Consider the following 24,959-nt stretch of genomic DNA (forward strand, 5'->3'; position numbering starts at 1 on the left):
GCCTGTGCCCCTGTGCCCAGCAGGGTCGAGGAGGAAATACGTGAAGAAGGATTATTTCAACCGCACCCAGAAGTTGGTGACGGTCCTCGTTGACGTCATCGTTTTTGTGACAGGCATCTTTCTGTCATTCTGGATGCGTTTCGGAATGGTCATTCCGCAGCGAAACTTGGACGACGGGAAAGCCGCGCTTATGGCGTCGGTTATTGCGTTCCTAATTATCAATGTCTTGTCCGGTGTTTATGTGTTGTATAACAAGACATTGTTAGACATAGGAATCATTACTGTCGTCGATCAAGTCATGGTGACCATCGTCATCATGGCGCTGACATTTTTCGGGCGATGGTTTGCCTTTCCGCGCTCGGTTCTCCTTATTAACCTCGTGGTTGGCATCGCCTTACTCTTGGTGTGGCGCAGCGTCGAAATGGTGGCGTATCGACGCCTACGCGGCGCCAAACGAGTGATGCTGCTGGGTACGCCAGAGACGCTCAACCGGGCCGTCATGAACTATATGGCTAATAAGGCAACTCGCCATCGTCTCACCCATGTGGTGCGGGGTCACTATTTGGAGCAGATTCGATCCCATATTGACGAATTTGATACCGCCCATGTTTCGGATGACATTCCTCCCGCTGAACGAGTAGCGATTTATGACCTCTTGTTGAGTGAGGACAAGGAAATCTTCATGTCTACCTCGTTTGAGCATATGATGCTTATCAATCCGACAATAATGTCGATTGAAGATGAGACAATCATTGCGGCGAGTCCGTTTAAGATTCCGGCGGAAATGGATATCGTCAAGAGGTTCTTCGATATTCTGTTGTCGCTCGTCGCCTTGGTCATTGCTTCACCGATCATGCTTGTTACCGCAATCCTGGTGAAGGCCAGCTCGCCTGGCCCGGTGTTCTATCGCCAAACCCGCATTACTAAGGATGGGCGTGAGTTTAAGATTCTCAAGTTCCGGTCTATGGGTGTGACCGCCGAGAAGGAGTCCGGTCCCATGCTGGCCACCAGCAACGACCCACGCGTCACTCCGGTCGGCAAGTATCTACGCAGTCTGCGCATCGACGAGATCCCTCAGCTCATTAACGTGCTTATTGGCGACATGTCGATCGTCGGTCCTCGACCAGAACGGCCCTTCTTCGTCGACCAGTTCCAGGAGCAGAACGCTCATTACGCATTGCGGCACAACGTGCGTGCCGGCATCACCGGATACGCACAGGTTTACGGCAAATATGCGTCCGACTTCGCTGCCAAACTCAACTTCGACCTCATCTACATCAAGCAATACTCGCTCATCCTTGACGTTAAGATCATGATCCAGACGATCAAGATTCTCTTCGACAAGGTCTCTTCACGAGGCGTTGACGAGACAGCAGAGCCCGACGAGAACATCCACCTGCCCGCAGAGGTCCAACAGCTGAACTGACGGGCAGAGGATCCCTGGAATCAGGACTCGCGAGCGACCTTGTATTGGGCAGCTTGGGCCCGAGGACGGACGATCATTCGATCAATGTTGACATGGCTTGGCAGCCCAGAGATCCACCGCACGCATTCGGCGATGTCTGCGGCGGTCAGAGGAGAAGCGACGCCTTGATACACCTTGTCAGCTTTGGCCTGATCGCCGTGGAAACGTACGAGGGAGAATTCTTCGGTGTGCACCATGCCGGGACTGACCTCGCACACTCGAACCGGATGACCACACAGTTCTAGGCGCAGGGCCTCGACAATGGCTCTCTCCCCAGACTTGGCGGCACAGTATCCGGCGCCTCCCTCATAGCCCCATTCAGCGGCAGTAGAAGTGATGGTGACGATGGTGCCCTCTGCACTTTCGAGTGCCGGCAGCAGGGCTTTTGTGACCCGACCCATACCTAGCACGTTGGTTTGGTACATCGTCGTCCAGGCATCGAGGTCTGCCTCAGAAACGGGTTCCTGGCCGACGGCGCCACCAGCGTTGTTGACGAGGAGGTCGACTGTGCCGCCGACCGTCTCGACGAGGTTGGCGACGGATTCGTCGCTCGTGACATCGCAGGTTACCGCTTGTCCACCAATTTCAGCAGCGAGTGGCTCGATGCGTTCGACCCGTCGTGCCGCACAGATAACGTGCCAGCCGTCGCCTGCTAGGGCGTGAGCCGTCGCTGCGCCGATTCCCGAACTTGCTCCTGTGACCACTGCAGTCTTTGTCATGACTCCATTGTCCTCCGGCACAGGCCGCACTGTTGCGGATGCCGCGCAGAACCGTCCCCGCGTACAGAGCATGCCGCAGCCCCCGTCTCCGGGGGCTGCGGTCGAATGAGTCAGCTAACGAGAACCTCGATACTCGGGTCCGCTAGCTTCAGCGCAGCCGTGCGAGCTTCCTGCGGGTCGGAAGCGGCGAGGGCAGCGTCGGCGATCTTGCGGCATTGCTCCAAGCTGTGCCGTGACAACGCGGCCTTGACGGCGGTGATCTTGCCTGCGGCCATCGATAGAGAACGAACTCCGACGCCGACGAGAACTAACGCCAGCAAGGGATCGCCGGCAGCTTCTCCGCATACACCAATGAGCCGCCCACCAGCTCCGTCACAGGTGGCTTTGACGAGCTGAATGACGGCAGGCTGCCACGGCGTCAAAAGCTCAGCCAGCTCGCCTTGCAGACGGTCAGCGGCCATTGCGTACTGGGTTAGGTCATTCGTGCCGATAGACGCGAAATCCACTGACTCTAGTACCTGGAACGACCGTAGAGCTGTTGACGGGACCTCGACCATGATGCCCACGGTCTTGATACCGGCGGCGCGGGCACGAGACGAAAACCACTTGGCTTCCGCCTTCGTGGCGACCATCGGGGCCATGACGTAGGGGTCACGGTTGGTTTGCTCAGCGGCCTTGGCAAGTGCCTCCAGCTGGGCGTCAATGAGATCAGTGCGCACCTGGGATAGCCGCAGACCGCGCCGACCGAGAGCCGGGTTCTCTTCTGGGCCTAGATCGGCGAAAGCGAGCGGCTTATCGGCCCCGGCGTCCAGGGTACGGAAGACAACCTTGGCGCTCTCATCGAAGGTCTTAAGGACCGTGGCGTACGCCTCAGTTTGCTCTGCGACGGTAGGGGCGTCCTGGCGGTCGAGGAACAGGAACTCGGTGCGAAACAGACCGACTCCTTCGGCGCCCTTCTTTTTCGCCGCTGGGGCGTCAGAAGGGTTACCGATGTTAGCGAGGACGAGGACGCGCTCACCGTCAGACAGCGTGGCGTCTCCCTGCGGAGTGGATGCCAGCACTTCGGCGCGACGGTTGGCACGCTCGGTGAGCTCGGCGACGGCTGACTCGTCGGGTTCGATGAGCACTGTCCCAGTGACGCCATCGAGGGCTAGCGCAGTGCCGTCGTCAATGTCGCGAGCGCCACTACATCTCACCACTGCGGGAATGCCGATCTGAGATGCCAGGATCGCAGTATGGCTCGTGGGGCCGCCGGCTGCTGTGATGAGACCACGGACTAACTCTGGATTGAGCGTCGCGGTGTCGGCTGGGGCAAGGTCCTCGGCGACAAGGATTACTGGCGAATCAAAGGATGGAATACCAGGTTCGGGAAGTCCCTGCATGACGGCGATCGCGCGGTCGCGAACATTGCGCAAATCGGTGACGCGTTCGGCGAGGTAGCCACCTGCGGCACTTAGCTGAGCGCAGAAATCATCAAAAGCAGCCCATAAGGCATGGGCAGGGCCATGCCCGTCAGACAGGTGAGACTTGACGCTGGTAAGCAGCCCAGGATCACGAGCCATCATGGCGGTGGCTTGCAATACCGCAAGGGCCGACGGGTCCGCGTGGAGAGAGCGTTCATCGAGACGATCGGCCACCTTATTGAGGGCGGCCTCAACCCTGGCCAGGTCTGCCTCTGTGCCTTGGCTGGGATCTGATGCGGGTAGTCCAGGAGCGGGGGAGACGATGAGCGCGTGGGCCTGTCCGACTCCTGCCGAGACCCCGAGCCCCGAGAGGGTCCGCATGAGGTCAGGCCTCCGGATCAGTCTGCAGGTTCGCGACGAGGGCATCGAGCACTTCGTCAGCGTTGTCGCCCTCTGCGGTCAATTCGACGGTTTCGCCGTGCTTGGCTCCCAGCCCCATGACTGACAAAATCGAGCGGGCGTCTACTGGCTCTTCACCAGGACGTCCGATTTTGACGGCCAGGCCGGACTTCGACGCCGCCTGAACGAACATGGCTGCGGGACGGGCATGCAGACCGGCCTCGGCTGCAATGGTGGTGGTGCGGCTCGGCATGGTTGCCTCCTTAGTGGGGTGAAAACGTTAGGTTCGACGATAGCCGACTGTGTGATGATACGAAGTGGTGGGTCGGGGTCGATAGAGTGCGAAGCATGGTTAATGAGCACACGCCGCCCGTCGTCGCTGTTGTGGTAGCGGCTGGCCTTGGGACACGGTTCGGCGGCCCTGTTCCCAAGCAGGTGACGTCGCTTACCGGAAAGGCTGTCGTCGCCGTCGCAGTGGAATCCCTCGCCGCAGGTGGTTGCGACGAGGCCGTCGTTGTGGTCAAGGAGGGCATGCACAACCACCTACAGATAGCTCTGGCCGCATCCCCAATTCCGGTTCACTTCGTTACCGGGGGCGATACGCGCCAGGATTCGGTTCGCAACGGATTGAGGTTTATCGCCCAGCATCATCGGTTGAGCGACGCTACGACGGTGCTCATTCACGATGCCGTGCGTCCGTTGGTGCCGGCTTACGTCGTCGAGAATGTTATTGCGGCCGTCGACAATGGCGCTGTTGCGGTGACCCCGGTGATAGATGTGGTTGACACCATACGTCAGATTGACGGCGATACCTCGTCAGTCGTTGACCGTTCGACACTGCGCGCAGTCCAGACTCCGCAGGGGTTTAATCGGGCCGTCATCACTGAGTGTCACGAGCAGCTCGCTGTCGAAGGCGGTTCGGTGACGGACGACATCTCGTGTTGTGAGCGCTACGGCCACCATGCCACTCTCATTGAGGGCTCGAGAATGTCTCTCAAGATCACTGAACCAGTCGATCTCGACATTGCGGAGGTGTTTGCGAAGGCAACTGCTGGGGCTGGTCACCATTCCGGACGCCGTATTGGCAGGATGTTGCGCGCCGCCAAGCCCTCGACCGTTGCGCGAAGGTTGAGCCGAGGGAATCGACGGTGATGGAGATCCGGACAGGGATTGGGACGGACGTCCACCAGTTGAGCCAGGGCGTGCCGATGCACGTTGCCGGGCTTTTCTTTCCCGACGAGGAGGTCGGATTGGCAGGGCACTCTGACGGTGACGTCGCCTGCCACGCCATTTGCGACGCTTTGCTATCGGCTGCCGGGATGGGCGATGTCGGCTCAGTGTTTGGCACGGCGGATCCGACGTGGGCCGGGGCGGCCGGAGTCGCGTTGCTGAGCCATGTGGTCGCTCTCGTCACCGAAAAAGGATGGACGATCCAGAACGCTGCGGTGCAGGTCATTGGTCAAAGACCGCGTATGGCCGCCCGCAGGAGTGAAGCGGAAGCCACTCTGTCAGGCACTCTGGGGGCTCCGGTGTCAGTGTCGGCGACGACAACTGATCATTTGGGGTTTACCGGGCGTGGCGAGGGGGTAGCGGCTGTTGCGTCAGCCCTTGTTACTCGGGGGTTCAAAGGTGAGGATAGCTCCTTGCCCCGGTAGCTGAGGCGGTGGGCCAGACACCTTGATAGCTCCGGTAAGGAGCGACTGGTCTGGGGAATTGAAATACACCACGACGTGACCAAGATCGGCAAGGTTAGAGGTTGCTGCCTCTCCGACCTCGTCGATGGTGTAGCGAGTGCCGGCAAGGTTGAGGACATCTCCGGGAAGTAAGTTGCGTTGGGAGGCCAGCGGGGAGCGACCGCCGCGATTGTGGACGATGCAGATATCAGATAACGCCTCGGGGACGGGTTCTCCGAAAAGGACCATCACTCCGGTATCCAGCATCCCCTGAGCACCTTTTCCGGTGCGCAGCACCACAGCATTCCACAATGTGCTGGACGTAGTCGCCATGGCTGACCCCCTTGAGACGGACGCTGTGTCCTTGACGGCACCGTACCATTACTGGCCGTTCTCACGGTGCCATGATCGCAACGGCCCACCCCGTCGACGCGAGTCATGGGCCAGTGCTCCGGCGTCGTGCGCCAACTGTTCAGGCCCACCCCCCGTCGAAGCCGGAACAGGGGTGCGTTTACCATCGTGGAGGAATCCCTTGGTAGACCACATCCAAGGGGCGACGAAGTTTCCCGGAGAGGGGTGGTCACCGTGATCGACAAGAAGATTCTCGTCTGCTGCGGCACTGGCATCGCGACGTCAGTGCAGGTCGCCAACAAGTTGCGGCGGTTGTTGCGTGAGCGTGGGGTCAACGCTCGCATGGAGCACTGCCGTGTCGCGGAGGTTCCGCGCGTCGTTGAGGAATATCACCCTGACGCGATCGTCTCCACAACGGCTGTGAAGCAGCCCAACAAGAATGTGAAGATGTTCCGCGGCGTCGCATTCCTCACCGGCGTTGATGAGGGACAGTTGGCAGACGAGATTGCCGACGCACTGAAATCGTGACGATTCCCTCGTCCTTGAAAGCATAAAAACGGGAGTTCACTCAGGTGAACTCCCGTTTTCTCAGTACGTATGAATCAGCAGTACGTATAAATCAGGAATACGCAGAAATTAGCAATACGTATGAATCAGGAGGCGAGAACCTCGTCGAGCATCTCCTCAGCCCGGTCATCCTCGACCTTTTTGGCAAGGGCAAGCTCGGACACGAGGATCTGACGAGCTTTTGAGAGCATTCGCTTCTCGCCGGCTGATAGGCCACGGTCGCGCTCGCGGCGCCACAAGTCGCGGACGACCTCGGCGACCTTAAGGACATTGCCAGAATGGAGTTTCTCAAGGTTGGCCTTGTAACGACGAGACCAGTTAGAAGGTTCCTCAACGTTGGTCTTCCGAAGGACCTCGAAAACTTTTTCTAGGCCCTCGTCGTCAACAACGTCACGGACGCCGACAAGATCAAGATTGCTGGCTGGCACTCGCACAACCAAATCGTTCTGTCCGAGGATTCTCAGAACGAGGTAGAGCTTTTCCTCGCCCTTAATAGTGCGAGTCTCGATGTCTTCAATTACGGCAGCGCCATGATTCGGGTAGACAACGGTTTCACCAACATTGAAAGTCATTTGTGTGGCCCCTTTCGGCAGTTAATTTTATCACATATAAGTCATTGAGGTCAATAAAAAACTCATTCGGACGGCTTCGGCAGTGTTAGAAGGTTCTTTCTTCTCTCGCTGACTGATCGCCCATCCATCGGGGCTCCCGGGTACGACAGGTGAGCTGTCTCGGTCCGCCGGATGACACCCCCATGACCACCGATTCGGCTAAACTCAGCGGCGACTACGCACCCCCGAAAAGGAGATTCCACGATGATCGACCGTCGCCGGATGACTGCCGTCTTTGCTGCCATCGGGGTTTTCGCTTTGGCCGCCTGTGGTTCCGACCCTAAGGTCTTGACTAGTTACACTCCGGCAGCTGGGGTAAGTGGCTCCTCGGACACCGTCAAGGTGCAGAATCTCGTCCTCATCAACGGTGACGGGCTCGCCCGTGTTTCCGCTGCAGTTGTTTCTCGCTCCGACGACACAGTTGTGGGGATTACGGGGCAGCCGCTCAAACCGGACAATTCCCTTTCCGGGCAGTCTTTCGCCGTCAAGACGGTGGACGTCAAGCTTCCGGCTCAGACATCGGTCGACCTCACGCAGTCGAATCTTCAGGCACCCGTCGAAGGGCTGTCGGATGGCCTGTTGGCTAAGGTGACGATCACGTTCGCTCACTCAGCACCGATTATTCTGAATGCCCCGGTCGTGCCGTCCACCCATCCGGACTTCGAAAAACACGCGCCCTCTGCGTCGGCTCAATCCTGAGTCGGCTCAGTCCTGAGGGAGAAGACGCGCCAGTGGGTCAGGCTTGAAACTTGTAGCCCAGCCCTCGCACGGTCGTGATCCGCACCGGATGCGATGGGTCCTGCTCGATCTTCGCGCGCAGCCTCTTAATATGGACGTCGAGGGTCTTGGTATCACCGACATAGTCGACCCCCCAGACCCGGTCGATCAGGGCCGCTCGGGTCATGACGCGTCCCGCATTGCGCAGCAGCACCTCGAGTAGGTCGAATTCCTTGAGGGCCAGTTGTACGGCCGTCCCGTCGACGCTGACTTCGTGACGCTCGACGTCCATACGGACTCCGCTCTCCTCAAGTACGTCGGGGGAGAGCTCGATCTCGGGGCCGCCTCGACGAGTAACGGCGCGGATTCGCGCGACGAGTTCTCGGTGGCTGAAGGGTTTGGTGACGTAGTCGTCGGCTCCCAGTTCCAGACCGACGACTTTGTCAATCTCTGAATCCCTGGCTGTCACCATGATGATCCCGACGTTGCCGCGCTGACGCAGCTGGCGGCAGACTTCGGTCCCTGGGATGCCGGGCATCATGAGGTCGAGCAGTACGATGTCGGCGCCGTTGCGCGAGAAGCTTTCAAGACCTTCAGTGCCATTGGCGGCGGTGTCGACTTCAAATCCCTCCTTGCGCAGCATGAAGGAGGTGGCCTCGCGGTAGGACTCTTCGTCCTCGATGATGAGTACGCGGGTCATGATTTCTCCTGATCGGATTCGTTGTGGTGGTTGGCGTCAAGGGTTGGAAGTCGCAGTGTGAACGTGGACCCCTGGCCCAACTTGCTCCACACGTCGACGGATCCCCCATGTGCCTGGCAGGTGTGTTTGACAAGCGACAATCCCAGGCCGGTTCCACCGTTGTCTCGAGAGCGGGAGTAGTCCACTCGGTAGAACCGTTCAAAAATTCGTTCTTGGTCGGCTTCACTAATACCGATTCCGTTATCGGCGACGGCTATTGCAATGACGTCGGTGTCGACGTCGCGGACTCGTTGGGCCGAGACTGCGACCCGGGCTTTTGGCTCTGAATAGACGATAGCGTTATGAATAAGGTTGGCAACGGCCTCGGTGAGCTGGCCTTGATCCCCCAGAACCCACAGATCGTCATCACAGCGCACCACCAAGGACACGTCTCGGTTGGCGGCCTGCTCGCGGTGGCGCGAGACAGCTTCATCAATGACGTCTTTGACGGCCACTGGCTCGGCTCGCAGTAGCGGCTCGTCGGCTTGGAGCCGGGACAAATCGATGATCTGGGTGACGAGAGCAGATAGTCGTGAAGATTCTGCTGTGAGGCGCTGTGAGAAATGGCGGACGGCATCCGGATCATCAGCGGCACCTTCGATGGCTTCAGCGAGGATGGAGACAGCACCAATGGGGGTTTTCAGTTCGTGAGACACATTGGCGACGAAGTCTCGGCGCGTTTCAGCCAGCCTGACGTGTCGCGAGCTATCGGTGGCAGAGATAATCGCGTTGCCGTGGTCGTCAAGGGGACCGACTCGCACGGTAAGAATGAGATTGGCTCCGGTGGACGCCCGTTTCATGTCCATAGTATCGACGATGTCGCGCCCCTCACGTCGGGCAGTACGCACTAGGTTGAGCAACGCCTCGTCAGCGATACGTGAGCCTCGGACGAGTTCCATTGATCGCGCACCCACGGTGGTGTGGAGGACCTCGTCGTGAGGCCCGACGATAACGGCGGCCTCAGTGGCTAGGTCGAGAGCCCGGGCGAGGGTCGGATCAACCTCGATCGCTTCGATGTCGGTGGCGAGAGTGTCCACCGGGTGACGAGATGACTCCACCGCGCGAATGATAAGTACCGTCAATCCGGCGCCGACAACGGCACCAATAATCGCTGACAGAATCATGCCCACGGTCCGCATAATAGGGGGATCGTCGTCTTGCCCGTTACCCGCGCGTCACAAAGCGCTGACGAGGTTACCGGCCGTTCACCTAAGGTTCATAGTGGCGCCACACTGGAGAAATGTGCCAGTCGGAGAGGTCGATAGGCTTGGCGTGGATCCCACTACGGAAGGACACCGGCATGCGCGAGAGCTACCACGACGAGCTCAATGCCACCAGCGGCAGAATTCTGACGATGGCCGAACTAGTTCGGGTCGCTGTCAAAGATGCCACGGCGGCTCTCATCGGCGCGGACCTGACCACCGCTGAGCGCGTCATTTCTGACGATTCCAAGGTTGACGCTCTGAATGAGGAGATCGAGCGTCGCTGCTTCGACCTGCTAGCCCGCCAGGCCCCGGTCGCTGGCGAGTTGCGCACTGTTGTCGCAGTGCTGCGGATGTGCTACGAACTCGCTCGCATGGGTGATCTTGCCGCTCACGTCGCTAAAATCGCGCGTCTTCGCTTCCCTGAGGTTGCAGTGCCTCCCCAGGTTGCCGACCAGTTCGTCGAGATGTCGAAGATCGCTGATTCCATGATCAGCAAGGCCGAAAAGACTCTTGCTGATCGCGATGCTGAGGCGGCTGAATCTCTGGCCTCTGAGGATTCCAAGATGGATGATCTGCGACGCGAACAGTTCCGTCTGCTGCTGGGCGACGACTGGGCGTATGGAGTAGAGAGTGCCGTCGATACTGCGCTGCTTGGTCGCTACTACGAGCGCATCGCAGATCACGCCGTGGCTGTCGGCTCCCGTGTCATCTACATCGTCACCGGTGAGGGGCCGGCAGGCGAAGACTGGCCGAGCGCGTACTAATCGTCTGGGCTCCCTGCGGGGGGGCTCGCCTGCCGTCGTGAGCGATTCGCTGTGTCGCAATTGGGATACCTTGTACTGAGTAGGTACAATCAGATTACCCAGTTTTCCGTAGTACGCGGCTGATCAGTGAGGTCTTGTCACATGGCTTTTGCCTTCTCCAGGAAAACGATGGCTGGTGCCGTCGTTCTCGTCACTACCGTTTCGATGGCCATCGCCGGATGCGCGAACAGTGATCCGGAGTCTGCTAGCTCCCCGTCGAAATCAAGTGCTAGTGCGGCTCAGTCGTCTTTGCAGCCGTCGAAGAGCTCCGTCGCGAAGCCCACCGTCTCGAGTGGTGCCAGTATTCCCGCCGGGATGCCGAGTGGCGCTGTGCCTTCCGGTACATACGGTGTGGGTGCGGCTGTTACGAAGCCCAATTGCCCTGAGCCGCCGTCGAATTATTCTCCTTTTCAAGCACCAGGGACTGTCGTCAAGGATATTGACGGTCTGGAGCCAGGAACGAACCATGGCACTGCTGCCGACAAATACGCCTATCCGGCTTCGGTGGTGAATCAGTGGTTGCAGAAGCCCTCCACCCAGCCTAAGAACAAGAAGATCGTCTTCGTCACCTTCGACGATGGCCCAACTACCAAGTTCACTGGTGAGCAGCTGGATAATCTAGAGAAGGCTGGTGCGCGCGCCACTTTCTTCATGATCGCCCCGCAAATCCGGGATGTAAATAAGAACATGCTCACCCGTTCGCTCAAGATGGGGAATGCGCTGGCTATCCACTCGTATTCTCACGATTACAAGTACCTGTATCACGGCAGCGCTGCGGACAAGGCCAAGCACATCTCATGCGACTGGGACTGGGCAATCGCTCAGAATCGTGCCGTCCTCGGATCGGACTACTTTTCCTCAGCTTTCCGTCATCCGGGCGGCCACATGTCGTGGAGTAATTTGTCCCAGTCCGACGCCGCCTTGGCTAAGCGTGGGGTTAGCTGGATCGATTGGAACGCGATGAGCGGTGACGCAGATGTGCAGCGTCCCACGACTGTTCCCGGCTATCTTGAGATGGTCAAGAAGAGCATCAAGGAGTCCGATAATCCGAACGTCGTCGTGATTCTCAACCACGACACCTTTGGCAAACAGATGACGGCCGAAGCCATGCCGTCCATCCTCTCGTGGCTCAAGAGCCAGGGCTACGAGTTCGGCGTCATCTCCTGAGCGCAATACAGTGGTGCCCCCCAGAAAACTCTGGGGGGCACCACTGTATTTATGCGACCGACTGTCAGGATTCACTTATTTCCCTGGTTGGCAACCGCCTTAGCGCCAGCGGCAGCAGCCTCAGGATCTAGGTAGCGGCCCCCCCTAGTTACTGGCTTGAGGTCATCGTCAAGCTCGTAGAGCAGCGGGATACCGGTCGGGATGTTGAGACCGGCAATGTCTGCGTCACTGATCTCGTCGAGGTGCTTGACGAGGGCGCGCAGAGAATTACCATGGGCAGCCACGAGCACCGTCTTGCCGTCCTTGAGATCGGCCGCGATATCAGAGGTGAAGTACGGCACCATGCGGGCCACAACGTCTTTGAGGCACTCGGCAACAGGGCGCTCAGACTCCGGAATATCGGCGTAGCGGGGATCGTTGAATTGGCTGAACTCGCCGTCGTGGTCGAGGTCCGGGGGACGAACATCGTAGGAGCGGCGCCAGGCCATGAACTGGTCATTGCCGTACTTCTCCTTGGTTTCAGCCTTATTCAGGCCCTGTAGCGCGCCGTAGTGACGCTCATTGAGGCGCCAGGAGCGATGCACCGGGATCCAGTGACGATCACAGCCGTCAAGAGCCAGGTAAGCGGTGTGGATGGCACGACGCAGTAGCGAGGTGTGGACGACGTCGGGCAGGAGATTCTCCCGCTTGAGGAGGTCTGCGGCGTGACGAGCCTCGCCCTCGCCCTTCTCGTTGAGGTCGACGTCCACCCAGCCGGTGAAAAGGTTCTTGGAGTTCCACTCGCTCTCGCCATGGCGGAGCAGGATGAGCTTTGCAGTCATGGTTCCACCATAGTGGTCCTCGGAAACCGCGTTCGCGCCCCCTACCCGGTTGACGTTGCCTCTCGGCAGCGCGATTCCGTAGTTTCGGTGATGGCATCGTCACACTGCTCTGGGGCGAGTAAGGGGGGATGTACGCATGAGGCTTATACCGTTGCGAGGACGCCCGAGAGCTTGTCCGCGACCTCCTTCTGGTTGCCGTGCAACAGAATGTGGTAAGACGACTTGTCTTGAACGAGCTCGATGACGGCCCCGAGCATGTCGACTTGATTTTTGGGATCAGTAACTAGGGGCCAAATACTGAGTTGAACGTCGAGTTCACGTTCCGGATCGTCCATAGCGTGAAATGTGGTTGCGGTGCTATTTCGGCACACCAAGATACCGGGGGAAATCACGTGTTCGGGATCAATGTGCGGAATAGCGATAGATACATAGCCGAAGTCAAGCCCGGTCGGGAACTCCTTCTCCCGGGCACTCACCGCGGCAAGGAATGTCGGCCTTACCATGTTGTCTGTAGTGAGACGATTATTGACCTGGGCGTAAAGGTCTTGTTGGCTGGTGGCCGTCACGTCGGCCACGATGAGACGAGGTGTCGTCATTGTCGAGTTCCTGTTCTGGGTGGCAATTTTCGTACCGGCAATCTTTGTAGCCGTCTGTGATTGAGGTTTAGCGGACGCGGATGCCTTTGCGCGCCCGAGTCCGGATTCCTAGGGCGTCGTCCCGGAAATGGATGAAATAATGCGGCATCCGCGTCATGTAGGCGACGAGGGAGTCGGCATCGCAACGCTTTAACCACAGACCGTTGGCGGCAGGCATCCAGCGATGTCGGGCAGCCTCTTGCCGGATTATGGGGGTGAGGTGATCAGCTAAGAGGTTGGGCCCTGCCCGACGAGCTTTCGACCATCTTGTGAGCTCAGATCTCATCGCTTTCTCCGCGTCCTTGACGACGCGGTTGCCGATGATCATGACGGCCATCCACGCAAGTAATGGCACGATAAGCCAGAGGAAATGGTCTTGGAATCCGCCGATGGCTGCGCGCCACCAGTGACCAAGAACTACGTCGAGCATGGACTCAACCACGTGAAATCACCATCCAGCTTCTGCTGCTTCTTTTTCAGCTGCGAGTTCCTCATCGCTCATGTACATCTCGCGGTCGGTGATTCCGGGAGTGTTGCCCTTAGCAATGTAGACAAAGAAGGCGACGTAACACACTGCAGCGAAAGCAAGAAGAAAGATGCTGAACACAATGAATGCGGTGCCATATGTCTTGGCTTGTCCGAATACAAAGAAGAAGGCTATGAAATACGCAATTAAGTGAGCACCGGAATCAATGGCAGAGATTTGGCTTGCGCCATTAGGAATCGTGAAATTTGCCTGACGTGCAAGCTCAGTCGTAGCTGGGGCCATGAAGGTCCCGATTGTTAGCATGCAGGCGACGAAGAACGAACCAATAACCGTCCCACGGGCGATATTGCCTCTACACCATGTGGTAGCCCACACCGCGAAGAATGGGGTATCAGCGAGGTCGGTGAACGGGAGCATCTGGTTGAGGTGCAGATAGCTCATGAGAATGCCAAGGAGAAGTGTGATAGGAACAAGGATGATGGCGACAGACATGTTTGCCGGGTAGCCGACAAGGATCGCAGCGTCCAAGCCAATGTTGAGTTCCCGGTCAGGATAGCGTGCCTTGATCCATTCTTGGGCTGAGTCAGATAACGGAATTAGGCCTTCCATGAGAAGGCCGACCATCCTGGGCAGGAGGAGCATAACGGCTCCCATTGAGATTGAGACCATGAGGATGCTCTTAATGGCGGTTCCCCATGAGCCATTGAACTGCGGGTAGTAAGCGAGGGCACCGATAATGAGGCCGAGTATGGTCCCCATGACCATGGGTTCGGCCCAGGACCCGTATTTCTCCTGGATGTGCTCCGGCGTCATCTTGTTATTCTTGAAGCCAGGAACATGATCAAGGATCTTGTTGATAGTCCATCCCACTGGCGCCCAGGACACAGTGTCAGTGTGAGCTGTCGTGACGCCAGGAATTTTGTAGTAGTCCTGGATGATTGGGGCGACGATATCAGCAAGCTTGAGAACCACGATAAGGGTAATAATACCAGCAGCGAGTCCGAGCCAGAAATTCTGCGTAACCATATAAACAAAGGCTGCGGAGAAAATGAAATGCCAAAAGTTCCACATGTCGACGTTGAGAGTTGTAGTCCACTTCAACGCGATCATGACTAGGTTAATGGCAATGCCAAGAATGAAGATCCAGGGGACGATTTTCGCCGTTCCAAAAGAGATTGCTGCCGCTACCGGCCAGCCTGCGTCGATGATGGGAAGGTCAAGTCCGGTATTGCGCACCATTGCCTCGGCTGCAGGGCCGAGACTCTCCGTCAGGAGGCCAATGACTAGGTTAATTCCGATGAATCCGATACCAATGGTGAGCGCGGCTCGGATGGCCTTGCCAATCTTCATTCGGAAGAACAGGCTCAGCAAGAAAATGATAATAGGAAGGACGACGCTTGCCCCTAGGTTCAGAAAATATTGAATAACCGTTGTGACGTGATCCATGGTTCGGATTCCTTTTTACCAGGCGAGTCCTCGGATGTGCTGGAGAGTAAAAATTTCATCCATACGCTGCCGATTAATCCTTGAGGTAGTTGGCAATCTCGTCCGCGAGTTTATCGGCACCGACTCCGGTGAGGAAAGCAACTCCTTTGAACACTTTGATGCCGTCAGCAGGGGATCTCACCATCGTCGTCGAAACGATGGCATCAGGGTGGAAAGACGCGGCGATAGCGGGTACTTCCATGGCTTTGCATTCCTTCGTGGACGCATTGATGCCACGCTCCCTGAGCATCTTGTTGAGCTTGTTCGCAACCTGAACTGACGTTGCGATACCGGTGCCGCAGCAAACCAGAACCTTTTTGTTGATCATCATGTGACTCCCTTGATGAAAAGGGGAGCGAAACTCGCTCCACCTGCCGCGATGAGGGGATGGGCAGTCGGGCATCGCTGTCCTAGCTACCTGGCATCTGACAAGAAGATCCTGCCCGACGGGTAGGGACAGGAGTCAAGCATGGGAGTCGCATGCACTTATGTGCATTTATGATCGCGTGGCCGGCGATGAGACGTGTTGCCGTCCTGTCTGTGCTACACGGGTCGCGGTCAGGCCTGGAGATCGCTGGCGATCCGATCGGCGAGCTCCTCAGCTCCAACACCAGTGAGCAGCGGCGTCCCTCGGTACACCTTGATCGCCTCGTTTGGAGGGGTAATGGCGGTGGTGACGACGATGGCGTCAGGCTGGAAGGTTTTCATTTGGGCAGGGACGTTGGCTGTTTTGCATTCCTTCATCGTCGCGGCGATGCCCCGATCGCGTAGCATCCGCTGCAATTTGTTGGCCACTTGGACGGAGGTGGCAATGCCAGTGCCGCAGCAAACCAAAACCTTCTTGTTGACCATGAATGCCTCTCCTCACATGATGCCGAACCCACCACGTCGGTCATTTCGGGGTGTGGTGACGGAGGGGCACCGATGCCCCATGTGCACTGCATCCATGATCGTTCACGTACGGGCTGTTAGCCAGGGTGAGCGGTAAATCTCACACCTCTTCGCGACGAACGTGCATCAAGCTGGGATCATCGTGAGAAAAGTACGACACTTACACATTGATCTCACCGGCGATGTCAGTTTCGATCCATCGCCCAAGTTGTTCGCCGCGTATGCCTTGAGACAGGAGAAAGATCAGCTTGGCGTAGAGAGCTTCGAGGGTCATGTCGTGGGCGCTGATGGCCCCGCCCTCGGTGAGGGCATGACTTGACTGATATTTACCCAGTTGGACGTCGGCGTGCATGCATTGGGAGGCGACGACGACGGGGGTGCCAGCGGAGATGACGTCGAGGATGGCGTCGACGAGGCCGGGCTCATCGCTGGGGATGTTTCCGACGCCGAACGAGCGCAATATCACGGCTTCTGGTAGAGGGTCGAAGGCAGCGCGGAGGCGACGAGCGCTAATGCCAGGGGATACATCAACGACGAGAACGTCGTGGCGCTGATAAGGTGCGGGGTCGAGCCAGCCGCAGCCCGTCGACTCATTGTCGACCCATTGCCACGGCGCACCGGTCCGCGCCAGTACTGGGACAGCGGGGGAATCGAACCCGTTAAATGCCCACGAGGAGACTTTCGTGACGCGATTGCCACGCAGCAGTTTGTGACCGAAAAACACCGCGACTCCATTGACGCGACCGCTTGTGGCGGCTCGTAGCGCTCCCGTGACGTTCGGTGCGGCATCTGTCCCAACGACCCCCAGAGAGTACTGGGCCCCGGTGACGACGACTGGTTTGCCGAACCCGGTGAGAGCGTAGGACAGCGCTGCCGATGTATAGGCCAAAGTGTCGGTCCCGTGGAGGACGATGAAAGAATCTGCGTCGTCACGGTATTGCCACAAGTCGTCGACAATTCGACGCCAGTCATCGGGAGTCGCGTTGGCTGAATCAATGAGATGTTCGAAACTCAGAATATCGAAGGTTCCGGCGAGTTCGGTGCCGGATAACAATTGGTTGAGCCAGCCCGTCAGATCAGCGCCCGGAGCTAAGCCGTCGGGGGTGGATACCATGCCCAAGGTTCCGCCGGTGTAGAGAATGTGGGTTCGCATGATTTATACCCCTTCGTCGCTCGGGACGACATTGTCGAGCAAATCAGGTTTGATTTTGCCACGGACCGCGTACCATCCGGCAACCATGGCTACCGCGACGAGGGCGAATAAGGCAAGCGTCCAGCGTCCCGATTCCGACGTGAGGTTCGACAATACGACGATCAACAGGAAGGCCAGCGAGACGTAGTTTGTTACTGGAGCTCCGGGCATACGGTATTCCGGTCGGCTTTCCTCGCCTCGTTTGACCGCGCTTACAAAACGAGTATGGGAGAGCAGTACCATCGCCCAGGTGCCGGCGATACCGATACCAGCGAGATTCATGACGATCTCAAAGGCATTATCCGGCAGGAATGCGTTAAGGGCCACGCCTAACAGGCCGAGGGCGGCAGTCATAGTGATGCCGCCAGACGGTACGTGATGACGATTGAGTTTGGCGGCGATCTTGGGAGCTTCACCGGCCATCGCCAGCGACCTCAGCGTGCGCCCGGTCGAGTACAAACCGGCATTGAGCGAGCTGAGAGCGGCCGTCAAGACGATGACCTGGATAATGTCGCCGGCATAGGGGATTCCAATCCCGGCGAAGAAGGTGACGAACGGGGACTCATTGGTTGAGTAAGCGGTGTACGGCAGCACCAGCGCCATCAGAATGATCGAACCAACGTAGAACACAAAGATACGCAGGATCATCGAATTGATGGCCTTGGGCAAAATCTTGCTCGCGTCCTTGGTTTCTCCTGCTGCGACGCCGACCATCTCTGTGCCACCAAAGGCGAAAATCACTCCCAAAGTGAGCGCGAAGACCGGTGCCAATCCAGCCGGGAAGAATCCACCGTGCTGGGAGATATTGTGAAAACCTGCCGTGGAATTGCCAACTCGCGCACCTATGACGATGGCCCAAATAGCCGCGATCATGAACAGGATAATTGCAGTCACTTTGATGGCGGCAAACCAGAATTCAGCTTCGCCGAACATCTTCACGCTCAGCATGTTGAGAGTAAACACAACGCCGAGGGCGATGAGTGCAAGCACCCACTGTGGAACGGAGCGTAGGGCCGTCCAATAGTGCAAATACAGTGCCACTGCGGTGATGTCGGCCATCACCGTCACCGACCAGTCCAGGAAGAAGAACCATCCAGTGGCATAGGCGCCTTTCTCGCCCATGAACTCGCGTGCGTAGGACACGAATGCACCCGAGGATGGGCGGCGGATGGCCATCTCTCCGAGAGCCCTCACCATCAGGAAGGCGAAGATGCCGCAGACGGCGTAACTGATAGCTAGACCCGGGCCTCCTTGGGCTATGCGTCCCCCAGTGCCCAGGAATAGCCCGGTGCCAATTGAACCGCCGATGGCGATCATCTGCAGGTGCCTGTTCTTGAGGGCTTTGTCGTAGCCGCTATCACCCTTGTCGACGGTTGCGCTGGTCTGCGGGGTAACAGGATCGCCTTCCTGCATAGGAACCTCCTTGTGGCTGGATCGCTCGGTCTCGCACGCGCCGTAGCAGGGCTACTCTGCACCGAAAATGAGTCACGTTACAACCTGATTAGAACGGTATGGGGCGGTTCAATTAGCACAAGGACAGTGTGGTAAAGCCCAGAAGGTGGTCCCTCGAGACGCTACAGAGCCACAATCACAGAGCCGCAATCAATTAGGGCTACGTAGCCATAGGGCAAATAAATCAAAGAAAGCGGTGACGAAAGGCGGTCCATGCGCTTTTGCGCAGCACACGGACCGCCGATCAAAAATGACGCTCAATGCGTGTTTGGTTGCGTCGCAGACGAGGACCGGGCCTCGTCAGGCAAGATCCAATCCTGGGTAGAGCGGGAAGTTGCCCAGCAGCTCGTCGGCAGCGTCATGGACCTTCTGGGCCACACCGTCGGCAATGTGGTACTTGGCCTTGCCAGGTTTGCCGGTGGAGGCCGTCGCCGGAGTGGTGGCTTTCAAAGTAGTGACGATGAGGTCGGCAACCTGGTCAAACTCGTCGGATCCGAATCCGCGAGAGGTTAGCGCTGGTGTGCCGATGCGGATGCCTGAGGTATACCAGGCACCGTTAGGGTCAGCTGGAATGGAGTTGCGGTTGGTGACGACGCCCGAGTCCAGCAGAGCAGCCTCAGCCTGACGACCTGTCAGTCCGAAACTTGTGGTGACGTCAAGCAGGTTAATGTGGTTGTCTGTGCCGTCTGTGACAAGTTTGACGCCACGCTTCATGAGCCCCTCGGCTAGGGCCTTTGAGTTGTCGGCGACGCGCTGCGCGTAGTCGCGGAAAGCCTGGGTGCGGGCCTCTGCCAATGCGACGGCTTTAGCGGCCATGACATGGGACAGTGGTCCGCCGAGTACCATCGGGCAGCCGCGGTCGACGTCGTCGGCATACTCCTTGGTGGTGAGTACCATGCCTCCACGCGGTCCGCGCAGCGACTTGTGGGTTGTCGTCGTCACAACTTGGGCGTGGGGAACCGGATCCTCGTCACCGGTAAATACTTTGCCAGCTACCAGACCAGCGAAATGGGCCATATCGACCATGAGCACGGCACCAACTTCGTCAGCAATCTCGCGCATCTTGGCGAAATTCACCCGGCGTGGGTACGCGGAATATCCGGCGACAATGACAAGCGGCTTAAATTCGCGGGCCAGTTTGGCCACGTTGTCGTAATCGAGCAGACCGGTGCGAGGATCGGTGCCGTATGAGCGTTGGTCGAACATCTTTCCGGAGATGTTGGGGCGGAAACCATGGGTGAGATGGCCGCCGGTATCGAGGCTCATTCCGATGGCGCGCTGGTCATTAAAACGGTGACGCAATGTGTCCCAGTCTGCCTGGGTGAGGTCGTTAACGGTGCGGGCACCAAACTCTGACAAGGCAGGAGTCTCGACGTGGTGGGCAAGGATCGTCCAGTAGGCGGTCAGGTTGGCGTCAATACCTGAGTGGGGTTGTACGTAAGCATGGTCAGCGCCGAATAGAGCGCAAGCATGCTCGGCGGCAATCGTTTCGACGGTGTCAACGTTCTGGCAACCGGCATAAAACCGGTGGCCAGCAGTACCTTCAGCATATTTGTCAGAAAACCACGTTCCCATGGTTGCCAGCACTGGCAGCGAGGCATAGTTTTCGGAGGCAATGAGTTTCAAGGAATGACGCTGATCGGTGAGCTCGGCACGGGTGGCCTCCGCGATCCGTGGCTCGACTTGAGCGATTGCGTCAAGCACGGTGCGGTAGGCCGGGGCAAGCTTCTCGGCAATGTCACGGGCGGTGGGATCGACGGCGCTGGGCTCACTCACGAATGGCTCCTGTCGTGGCGGAATGAATAAGCACGAATCTACTCGTACTGGGTGTCCCGTGGGGCTATAGGCGGAAAGGACGGCGATGAGTTCGCCGTCCTTTCCATACAGTAGATCAACGTTTCACGCGTGCCGATCCGCCTGCTGCGAGCGATTCCACCTCGTCACGGGTAGCCATCGAGGTATCACCGGGAGTTGTCATAGCGAGAGCGCCGTGGGCGGCTCCCCACTCGACGGCCTGCTGCAAATCGCCAGATTCCATGAGCCCAGCCACCAGACCAGCAGCAAAGGAATCACCGCCACCAACGCGGTCCAGAATCTCTAGGTCCGGACGTTCGATCGACCGAACTAAGCCGGTATCCTTCGACCACGCGATTGCTGACCAGTCATTACGGCTAGCAGTACGCACCTGACGCAAGGTTGTGGCGACGACGGAGATATTCGGGAACTCCGCGACGACCTTGTCAATCATGGCGGCATACGAGTTGACGTCGAGGTGGGAGAGATTCTCGTCGTTGCCCTCCACCTCGAATCCCAGACATGCCGTGAAGTCCTCCTCGTTACCAATCATGACGTCAACGAAGCTCGCCAGTTCGCGATTGATGCGGCGGGCCTCATCCTGGCCGCCGATCGATTTCCATAAACTCGGGCGATAGTTGAGGTCGTAGGAGATGACGGTGCCGTTAGCGTGGGCGGCCGCCATGACAGCTTTTGCAGTCTGGGCACTTGTCTGTGACAAGGCGGTGTAGATACCACCAGTGTGTAGCCATCGCACCCCCAGTTCACCGAAGAGACGATCTATATCAATGTCCTCGGCGCGCAGTTGGCTGGCGGCAGTGTGACCACGGTCGGAGACGCCGACGGCGCCACGGACACCGAAGCCACGTTCGGTGAAATTGAGCCCGGTGCGCACGGTGCGTCCAACTCCGTCAGAGGGCACCCAGGTGACGAACTGATCGTCGACGCCACCGGCTGTGATGAGGTCACCGACAAGGTGGCCAACTGGGTCGTCAACAAGGCCGGTAATGACGGCAGCGCGCTTACCGAAGACGCGGGACAGGCCTCGGCTGACGTTGTATTCGCCGCCACCCTCCCACACGTTGAAGGACTTCGCGGTACGGATGCGCCGCTCGCCCGGGTCTAGCCGCAGCATCACCTCACCGAGGGAGACCACGTCGTAACGGCACTGATCTGCAGGACGAAGGGTGAGACTCATGACTGCTCCTTGACGATGTGGCGGGCGCTGCGGGTGGCTTCGCGGGCTAAGTTGGCGATGGCATCGCTGTCCCGGGCGGCGACCGCATCAGCTGGGGTGAGCCAGGTGCCTCCGACAGCGGGAATGTTGGGGAGGCAGAGAAAGTCTGCAAGGTTGTGCGGCTTGACGCCCCCGGTGGGCACAAAGCGCAGGTTCGGGAAAGGGCCGCCCAATGATGCGATGGTAGCGGCGCCGCCAAAGTTACCGGCAGGGAAGAATTTGAAGGTGTCGAGTCCCATATCGACGCCAGCCATGATGTCAGTTGGGGTGATGACCCCCGGCAGCACTGGAATGGCATGGTGACGGCACCGATCGACGACCTCGCGGGAAAGGCCCGGGGAGACGATGAAGGTAGCCCCGGCACTCACCGCCTCATCGACTTGACGGGCATTGATGACGGTTCCGGCGCCGACACTGATCCGACCGTCACCGGCCATGGACTCAATCGCGGCTGGTGCGGCGTCAGTACGGAACGTTACTTCGGCGACGGGAAGACCACCGGCGGCCAGACCGTCGGCGACGGCAGGGGCGGTGGCGGCGTCATGGATGACGACTACGGGAATGACGAGATTCGCCAGGACTTTGTCGAGTGCTTCGTTGCTCACTTTCGATCTCCGACCTTGGGGGTTTGTCAGGACTCTACGTCGGAGGCATTGACTGGTTCGAAGACTTGCCACGGTTTCCCGTGGAGTTGGTGTGACAATCAGCTCGATGGCGAACCCGTTCGCCTCTTTGCCGCCTCATACAGCGCAATGGATGCTGCGACTGAAGCGTTGAGGGACTCAACGTCGCTGCTGATCGGTATTGATGCCAGAACGTCGCATGATTGCCGGGTAAGTCGGGCTAGGCCTTCCCCCTCTGAACCGACAACAATCACCAGAGGACCGTCAAGTCCTGGAGCTGACGCGAAATCCAACTCGGCTTCGCCAGCAAGTCCGACGATCATCCAGCCAGCCGCGGCGAACTTGCTGAGGGCCTGATTGAGGTTCGTTGCCATCGCTACCGGTATGCGCGCCGCCGCCCCGGCTGAGGTCTTCCAGGCCGCAGCCGTCATTGATGCCGACCGCCGCGACGGAATGAGGACGCCTTGGGCACCGAAGGCGGCGGCAGACCGGATGATCGCTCCCAGATTGCGCGGATCTGTGACCTTATCAAGGGCTACTACGAGACCCCCGCGGTAGGTCTGGGGACCAGCGGCGATGAGATCGTCGACGGTGGCGTACTGGTACTCGGGTAGCCGCAGGGCCACTCCCTGATGGTTCGACCCGCCGGTAATACGGTCAAGCTCGCCACGAGTGGCCTGCATCAACGCAATGCCATGATCGGCGGCAAAGGTGAGAATCTCCCGTAGTCGTGAGTCATGCTCAGCTCCCTCGGCCACGTACGCAGTGCGCACTGGGAGGCCAGCGTGTAGGGCCTCGAGCACTGGGTTGCGACCGATAACCCACTCTGGGCCGACCCCCTTGGGTTTCGCCGGTCTGCGGGCTGCGGTCCGGGCTAACCTTTCCTGCTTGGCTTTGTACGCTTTGTGGTAGACGCGATCCTCAGCCTTGGGAGTGGGGCCTCGACCTTTGAGGGCTTTGCGTCCTCGCCCACCGGAGCCAACGGTAGGGCGCTTGCCCTTGGGGCCCGTGCTCCGGCGCTGGGAATTTCCTGCCATGTCAATCTCCTCGTCAGCTCAGCGACCAGTGGGCGCCAGCGGGGGTGTCCTCGATCGTCAGCCCGAGGCTCGTCAGGGTGTCACGGATGGTGTCAGCTGTAGCCCAATCCTTGCGCGCGCGGGCCTCCGAACGCTGGTCCAACATGGCCTGCACCAAACCGTCAACGATTGGCTCTAGACGGGCGTCGCCGCCAGCGGCATCGGCCCACTCGGGGGCCTGCGGGTCGAGTCCGAAGACCGCGAGCATGGCTTTCACCTGGGCCAGGTGGCGACTCGTGGCTTCGACGTCGCCGGCCGACACTGACTTATTACCGTCGGTGATCTCGCTGAACAGGGCCGCCACCGCCTGCGGGGTACTTAAGTCATCGTTCATCGCTGTGACGAATGCTTGCGGTAACTCACGCGAAGCCGTCACGTGTTCGCCAACGAGATTGCCAGCGCGGTCCAGGAAAGAGTCGATGCGCTCGATGGCCTTGGTGGCTTCGTCTAGTGATCCCTTCGTGCTTTCGTCGGAGGGGCTGAACTCGATCATGGACCGATAATGCGGTGCTAGCAGAAAATACCTTACGGCGCGCGGGCTATAAGCCTTGGTGACCTCAGCCACTTGGGCAGTGTTGCCCAAGGATTTGCTCATCTTCTCCCCGGACATCGTCACCCAAGCGTTGTGCATCCAGTAACGGGCGAAGGGTCGTCCCGCCGCTGCTGACTGGGCCAACTCGTTCTCATGATGAGGAAACCGCAAGTCAATGCCGCCACCATGAATGTCGAAAGCCTCGCCTAGGTATTTCCCTGACATCGCCGAGCATTCGAGGTGCCAGCCTGGTCGACCTCGTCCCCACGGAGACACCCACGACGCCGTCTCGGGTTCGCCTTCCTTATGACCCTTCCATAGCGCAAAGTCACGCGGGTCGCGCTTGCCGCGCGGGTCGGAATCTTCGGCTGGGCTCATGTCGTCGATTCGCATCCCGGACAATTCCCCGTAGCGTGGCCAGGATCGAACATCGAAGTAGACGTCACCGGAGTGATCGGGGGCGGGGTAAGCGTGGCCCTTATCAATGAGGGTCTTGATGAGCTCGATCATCTCGGGAATATGGCCGGTAGCCCGCGGCTCGTAGGTCGGCGGGCGGCATCCCAACGCCTTATATGCGGCATGAAGCTCGTTTTCGTAGTGGTAGGCGTGGGCCCACCACGGGGTGCCTGCGGCAGCGGACTTCGCGAGAATCTTGTCGTCAATATCGGTGACGTTGGCGACGACCGTTACCTGGTAGCCAGAGCATTCCAGCCAGCGCCGTAGCACGTCGAAAACCACCTCCTTGCGGATGTGGCCCAGATGCGGACTGGACTGCACTGTCATGCCACAGTGGTAGATCGACACCTGGCCCTCGTGAAGAGGTTCGAAGGTCTCAATACCATGGGTAGCAGTGTTGTAGAGCTTGAACGTCACGCCACTAGGCTACCGGTGGTTCCCGACACATCGTTTACCATG

At 58.7% G+C, this 24,959-nt stretch carries 26 protein-coding genes and 2 pseudogenes; 7 read left to right on the top strand and 21 right to left on the bottom strand.

Annotated elements, in window-relative coordinates:
- Window positions 1-40 precede the first annotated feature (40 nt).
- Window positions 41-1,426: a sugar transferase gene (locus FYJ43_RS02915; RefSeq protein ID WP_326833256.1), complete on the top strand. Its 1,386-nt coding sequence runs from the start codon at window positions 41-43 to the stop codon at window positions 1,424-1,426.
- A 20-nt stretch (window positions 1,427-1,446) separates the two neighbouring features.
- On the opposite strand, the gene FYJ43_RS02920 is transcribed toward FYJ43_RS02915, so the two are convergent.
- The 3 genes from FYJ43_RS02920 to FYJ43_RS02930 all read right to left on the bottom strand — a co-directional run bounded on the left by FYJ43_RS02920 (window position 1,447) and on the right by FYJ43_RS02930 (window position 4,239).
- Window positions 1,447-2,184, bottom strand: a complete 738-nt coding sequence (locus FYJ43_RS02920) for an SDR family NAD(P)-dependent oxidoreductase (protein WP_154561758.1) — start codon at window positions 2,182-2,184, stop codon at window positions 1,447-1,449.
- A 110-nt stretch (window positions 2,185-2,294) separates the two neighbouring features.
- The gene (ptsP, locus tag FYJ43_RS02925; protein ID WP_154561760.1) at window positions 2,295-3,968 is read right to left on the bottom strand and encodes a phosphoenolpyruvate--protein phosphotransferase; all 1,674 of its coding nucleotides are present in this window, start codon (window positions 3,966-3,968) and stop codon (window positions 2,295-2,297) included.
- A 4-nt stretch (window positions 3,969-3,972) separates the two neighbouring features.
- Complete coding sequence (locus FYJ43_RS02930) at window positions 3,973-4,239, bottom strand: HPr family phosphocarrier protein (RefSeq protein ID WP_154561762.1); 267 nt, start codon at window positions 4,237-4,239, stop codon at window positions 3,973-3,975.
- Between the two features lie 95 nt (window positions 4,240-4,334).
- Between FYJ43_RS02930 and ispD the strand changes: the two genes are divergently transcribed.
- Both ispD and ispF read left to right on the top strand, forming a co-directional pair.
- Window positions 4,335-5,138 (top strand): 2-C-methyl-D-erythritol 4-phosphate cytidylyltransferase, encoded by an 804-nt coding sequence (gene ispD / locus FYJ43_RS02935; RefSeq protein WP_154561764.1) that lies wholly within the window; start codon window positions 4,335-4,337, stop codon window positions 5,136-5,138.
- Window positions 5,138-5,641 (top strand): 2-C-methyl-D-erythritol 2,4-cyclodiphosphate synthase, encoded by a 504-nt coding sequence (gene ispF, locus FYJ43_RS02940; RefSeq protein ID WP_154562206.1) that lies wholly within the window; start codon window positions 5,138-5,140, stop codon window positions 5,639-5,641. The genes ispD and ispF overlap by 1 nt, the downstream gene beginning before the upstream one ends.
- On the opposite strand, the gene FYJ43_RS02945 is transcribed toward ispF, so the two are convergent.
- Window positions 5,588-5,992 carry a PTS glucitol/sorbitol transporter subunit IIA gene (locus tag FYJ43_RS02945; RefSeq protein ID WP_154561766.1) on the bottom strand — a complete coding sequence of 135 codons (405 nt, stop codon included), beginning with the start codon at window positions 5,990-5,992 and terminating at the stop codon, window positions 5,588-5,590. The two genes, ispF and FYJ43_RS02945, sit on opposite strands and share 54 nt — an antisense overlap.
- A gap of 252 nt (window positions 5,993-6,244) precedes the next feature.
- On the opposite strand from FYJ43_RS02945, the gene FYJ43_RS02950 reads away from it, so the two are divergent.
- A complete protein-coding gene (locus FYJ43_RS02950) occupies window positions 6,245-6,538 on the top strand; it encodes a PTS sugar transporter subunit IIB (RefSeq protein WP_326833257.1) in 294 nt (97 codons plus the stop codon).
- Window positions 6,539-6,663: 125 nt separating this feature from the next.
- Here the strand turns inward: FYJ43_RS02950 and FYJ43_RS02955 are convergent, their stop codons facing one another.
- The gene (locus tag FYJ43_RS02955; protein WP_154561768.1) at window positions 6,664-7,149 is read right to left on the bottom strand and encodes a CarD family transcriptional regulator; all 486 of its coding nucleotides are present in this window, start codon (window positions 7,147-7,149) and stop codon (window positions 6,664-6,666) included.
- 182 nt (window positions 7,150-7,331) lie between these two features.
- Here FYJ43_RS02955 and FYJ43_RS02960 point away from each other — a divergent pair.
- A pseudogene (locus tag FYJ43_RS02960) lies at window positions 7,332-7,887 on the top strand (hypothetical protein).
- A 37-nt stretch (window positions 7,888-7,924) separates the two neighbouring features.
- On the opposite strand, the gene FYJ43_RS02965 reads toward FYJ43_RS02960, so the two are convergent.
- Together FYJ43_RS02965 and FYJ43_RS02970 are read right to left on the bottom strand one after the other, a co-directional pair.
- Entirely contained in the window at window positions 7,925-8,605 is a 681-nt protein-coding gene (locus FYJ43_RS02965; RefSeq protein ID WP_154561772.1) for a response regulator transcription factor, read from the bottom strand.
- Window positions 8,602-9,783 (bottom strand): sensor histidine kinase, encoded by a 1,182-nt coding sequence (locus FYJ43_RS02970; protein WP_154561774.1) that lies wholly within the window; start codon window positions 9,781-9,783, stop codon window positions 8,602-8,604. The genes FYJ43_RS02965 and FYJ43_RS02970 overlap by 4 nt, the downstream gene beginning before the upstream one ends.
- 161 nt (window positions 9,784-9,944) lie before the next feature.
- On the opposite strand from FYJ43_RS02970, the gene phoU reads away from it, so the two are divergent.
- The gene (gene phoU, locus FYJ43_RS02975) at window positions 9,945-10,613 is read left to right on the top strand and encodes a phosphate signaling complex protein PhoU (protein ID WP_154561776.1); all 669 of its coding nucleotides are present in this window, start codon (window positions 9,945-9,947) and stop codon (window positions 10,611-10,613) included.
- A gap of 137 nt (window positions 10,614-10,750) precedes the next feature.
- Here the strand turns inward: phoU and FYJ43_RS02980 are convergent.
- A pseudogene (locus FYJ43_RS02980) lies at window positions 10,751-10,936 on the bottom strand (hypothetical protein).
- A 46-nt stretch (window positions 10,937-10,982) separates the two neighbouring features.
- On the opposite strand from FYJ43_RS02980, the gene FYJ43_RS02985 reads away from it, so the two are divergent.
- Window positions 10,983-11,819 carry a polysaccharide deacetylase family protein gene (locus FYJ43_RS02985; protein WP_326833311.1) on the top strand — a complete coding sequence of 279 codons (837 nt, stop codon included), beginning with the start codon at window positions 10,983-10,985 and terminating at the stop codon, window positions 11,817-11,819.
- Between the two features lie 71 nt (window positions 11,820-11,890).
- Here the strand turns inward: FYJ43_RS02985 and FYJ43_RS02990 are convergent, their stop codons facing one another.
- The 13 genes from FYJ43_RS02990 to cysS all read right to left on the bottom strand — a co-directional run bounded on the left by FYJ43_RS02990 (window position 11,891) and on the right by cysS (window position 24,917).
- Window positions 11,891-12,640, bottom strand: coding sequence for a phosphoglyceromutase (locus FYJ43_RS02990; RefSeq protein WP_154561780.1), 750 nt, complete (start codon window positions 12,638-12,640; stop codon window positions 11,891-11,893).
- 143 nt (window positions 12,641-12,783) lie between these two features.
- A complete protein-coding gene (locus FYJ43_RS02995) occupies window positions 12,784-13,236 on the bottom strand; it encodes a PTS sugar transporter subunit IIA (RefSeq protein ID WP_154561782.1) in 453 nt (150 codons plus the stop codon).
- A gap of 67 nt (window positions 13,237-13,303) precedes the next feature.
- Window positions 13,304-13,705, bottom strand: a complete 402-nt coding sequence (locus FYJ43_RS03000; protein WP_154561784.1) for a hypothetical protein — start codon at window positions 13,703-13,705, stop codon at window positions 13,304-13,306.
- A gap of 18 nt (window positions 13,706-13,723) precedes the next feature.
- Window positions 13,724-15,208: a PTS galactitol transporter subunit IIC gene (locus FYJ43_RS03005; protein ID WP_154561786.1), complete on the bottom strand. Its 1,485-nt coding sequence runs from the start codon at window positions 15,206-15,208 to the stop codon at window positions 13,724-13,726.
- A 73-nt stretch (window positions 15,209-15,281) separates the two neighbouring features.
- Window positions 15,282-15,575, bottom strand: a complete 294-nt coding sequence (locus FYJ43_RS03010; protein ID WP_154562208.1) for a PTS sugar transporter subunit IIB — start codon at window positions 15,573-15,575, stop codon at window positions 15,282-15,284.
- 230 nt (window positions 15,576-15,805) lie between these two features.
- Window positions 15,806-16,099, bottom strand: coding sequence for a PTS sugar transporter subunit IIB (locus FYJ43_RS03015; RefSeq protein ID WP_154561788.1), 294 nt, complete (start codon window positions 16,097-16,099; stop codon window positions 15,806-15,808).
- A 199-nt stretch (window positions 16,100-16,298) separates the two neighbouring features.
- Window positions 16,299-17,294, bottom strand: coding sequence for an asparaginase (locus tag FYJ43_RS03020; RefSeq protein WP_326833312.1), 996 nt, complete (start codon window positions 17,292-17,294; stop codon window positions 16,299-16,301).
- Window positions 17,295-18,743: an amino acid permease gene (locus tag FYJ43_RS03025; protein ID WP_154561792.1), complete on the bottom strand. Its 1,449-nt coding sequence runs from the start codon at window positions 18,741-18,743 to the stop codon at window positions 17,295-17,297.
- 339 nt (window positions 18,744-19,082) lie between these two features.
- Window positions 19,083-20,558: a glycine hydroxymethyltransferase gene (locus tag FYJ43_RS03030; protein ID WP_326833258.1), complete on the bottom strand. Its 1,476-nt coding sequence runs from the start codon at window positions 20,556-20,558 to the stop codon at window positions 19,083-19,085.
- A 115-nt stretch (window positions 20,559-20,673) separates the two neighbouring features.
- On the bottom strand, window positions 20,674-21,774 hold the full coding sequence (locus FYJ43_RS03035; protein WP_154561794.1) for a sugar kinase: 1,101 nt from the start codon (window positions 21,772-21,774) through the stop codon (window positions 20,674-20,676).
- Window positions 21,771-22,418, bottom strand: a complete 648-nt coding sequence (gene eda / locus FYJ43_RS03040) for a bifunctional 4-hydroxy-2-oxoglutarate aldolase/2-dehydro-3-deoxy-phosphogluconate aldolase (RefSeq protein ID WP_326833259.1) — start codon at window positions 22,416-22,418, stop codon at window positions 21,771-21,773. The genes FYJ43_RS03035 and eda overlap by 4 nt, the downstream gene beginning before the upstream one ends.
- A 98-nt stretch (window positions 22,419-22,516) precedes the next feature.
- A complete protein-coding gene (rlmB, locus tag FYJ43_RS03045) occupies window positions 22,517-23,473 on the bottom strand; it encodes a 23S rRNA (guanosine(2251)-2'-O)-methyltransferase RlmB (RefSeq protein WP_154561796.1) in 957 nt (318 codons plus the stop codon).
- A gap of 13 nt (window positions 23,474-23,486) precedes the next feature.
- Window positions 23,487-24,917: a cysteine--tRNA ligase gene (gene cysS / locus FYJ43_RS03050; protein WP_326833260.1), complete on the bottom strand. Its 1,431-nt coding sequence runs from the start codon at window positions 24,915-24,917 to the stop codon at window positions 23,487-23,489.
- Window positions 24,918-24,959: the final 42 nt, after the last annotated feature.

Origin of the sequence: Cutibacterium porci (genome assembly GCF_009696315.1) — a bacterium.
Classification (GTDB): domain Bacteria; phylum Actinomycetota; class Actinomycetes; order Propionibacteriales; family Propionibacteriaceae; genus Cutibacterium; species Cutibacterium porci.

Coding starts and splice junctions, on each gene's coding strand:
- FYJ43_RS03000 (WP_154561784.1), bottom strand. CDS start 13,705: ATGCTCGACGTAGTTCTTGGTCACTGGTGGCGCGCAGCCATCGGCGGA.
- FYJ43_RS03035 (WP_154561794.1), bottom strand. CDS start 21,774: ATGAGTCTCACCCTTCGTCCTGCAGATCAGTGCCGTTACGACGTGGTC.
- FYJ43_RS02920 (WP_154561758.1), bottom strand. CDS start 2,184: ATGACAAAGACTGCAGTGGTCACAGGAGCAAGTTCGGGAATCGGCGCA.
- ispD (WP_154561764.1), top strand. CDS start 4,335: ATGGTTAATGAGCACACGCCGCCCGTCGTCGCTGTTGTGGTAGCGGCT.
- ispF (WP_154562206.1), top strand. CDS start 5,138: ATGGAGATCCGGACAGGGATTGGGACGGACGTCCACCAGTTGAGCCAG.
- FYJ43_RS03015 (WP_154561788.1), bottom strand. CDS start 16,099: ATGGTCAACAAGAAGGTTTTGGTTTGCTGCGGCACTGGCATTGCCACC.
- FYJ43_RS02990 (WP_154561780.1), bottom strand. CDS start 12,640: ATGACTGCAAAGCTCATCCTGCTCCGCCATGGCGAGAGCGAGTGGAAC.
- FYJ43_RS02930 (WP_154561762.1), bottom strand. CDS start 4,239: ATGCCGAGCCGCACCACCACCATTGCAGCCGAGGCCGGTCTGCATGCC.
- FYJ43_RS02965 (WP_154561772.1), bottom strand. CDS start 8,605: ATGACCCGCGTACTCATCATCGAGGACGAAGAGTCCTACCGCGAGGCC.
- phoU (WP_154561776.1), top strand. CDS start 9,945: ATGCGCGAGAGCTACCACGACGAGCTCAATGCCACCAGCGGCAGAATT.
- FYJ43_RS03005 (WP_154561786.1), bottom strand. CDS start 15,208: ATGGATCACGTCACAACGGTTATTCAATATTTTCTGAACCTAGGGGCA.
- FYJ43_RS03025 (WP_154561792.1), bottom strand. CDS start 18,743: ATGCAGGAAGGCGATCCTGTTACCCCGCAGACCAGCGCAACCGTCGAC.
- FYJ43_RS02970 (WP_154561774.1), bottom strand. CDS start 9,783: ATGCGGACCGTGGGCATGATTCTGTCAGCGATTATTGGTGCCGTTGTC.
- ptsP (WP_154561760.1), bottom strand. CDS start 3,968: ATGCGGACCCTCTCGGGGCTCGGGGTCTCGGCAGGAGTCGGACAGGCC.
- FYJ43_RS02995 (WP_154561782.1), bottom strand. CDS start 13,236: ATGACGACACCTCGTCTCATCGTGGCCGACGTGACGGCCACCAGCCAA.
- FYJ43_RS02945 (WP_154561766.1), bottom strand. CDS start 5,992: ATGGCGACTACGTCCAGCACATTGTGGAATGCTGTGGTGCTGCGCACC.
- FYJ43_RS03010 (WP_154562208.1), bottom strand. CDS start 15,575: ATGATCAACAAAAAGGTTCTGGTTTGCTGCGGCACCGGTATCGCAACG.
- rlmB (WP_154561796.1), bottom strand. CDS start 23,473: ATGGCAGGAAATTCCCAGCGCCGGAGCACGGGCCCCAAGGGCAAGCGC.
- FYJ43_RS02955 (WP_154561768.1), bottom strand. CDS start 7,149: ATGACTTTCAATGTTGGTGAAACCGTTGTCTACCCGAATCATGGCGCT.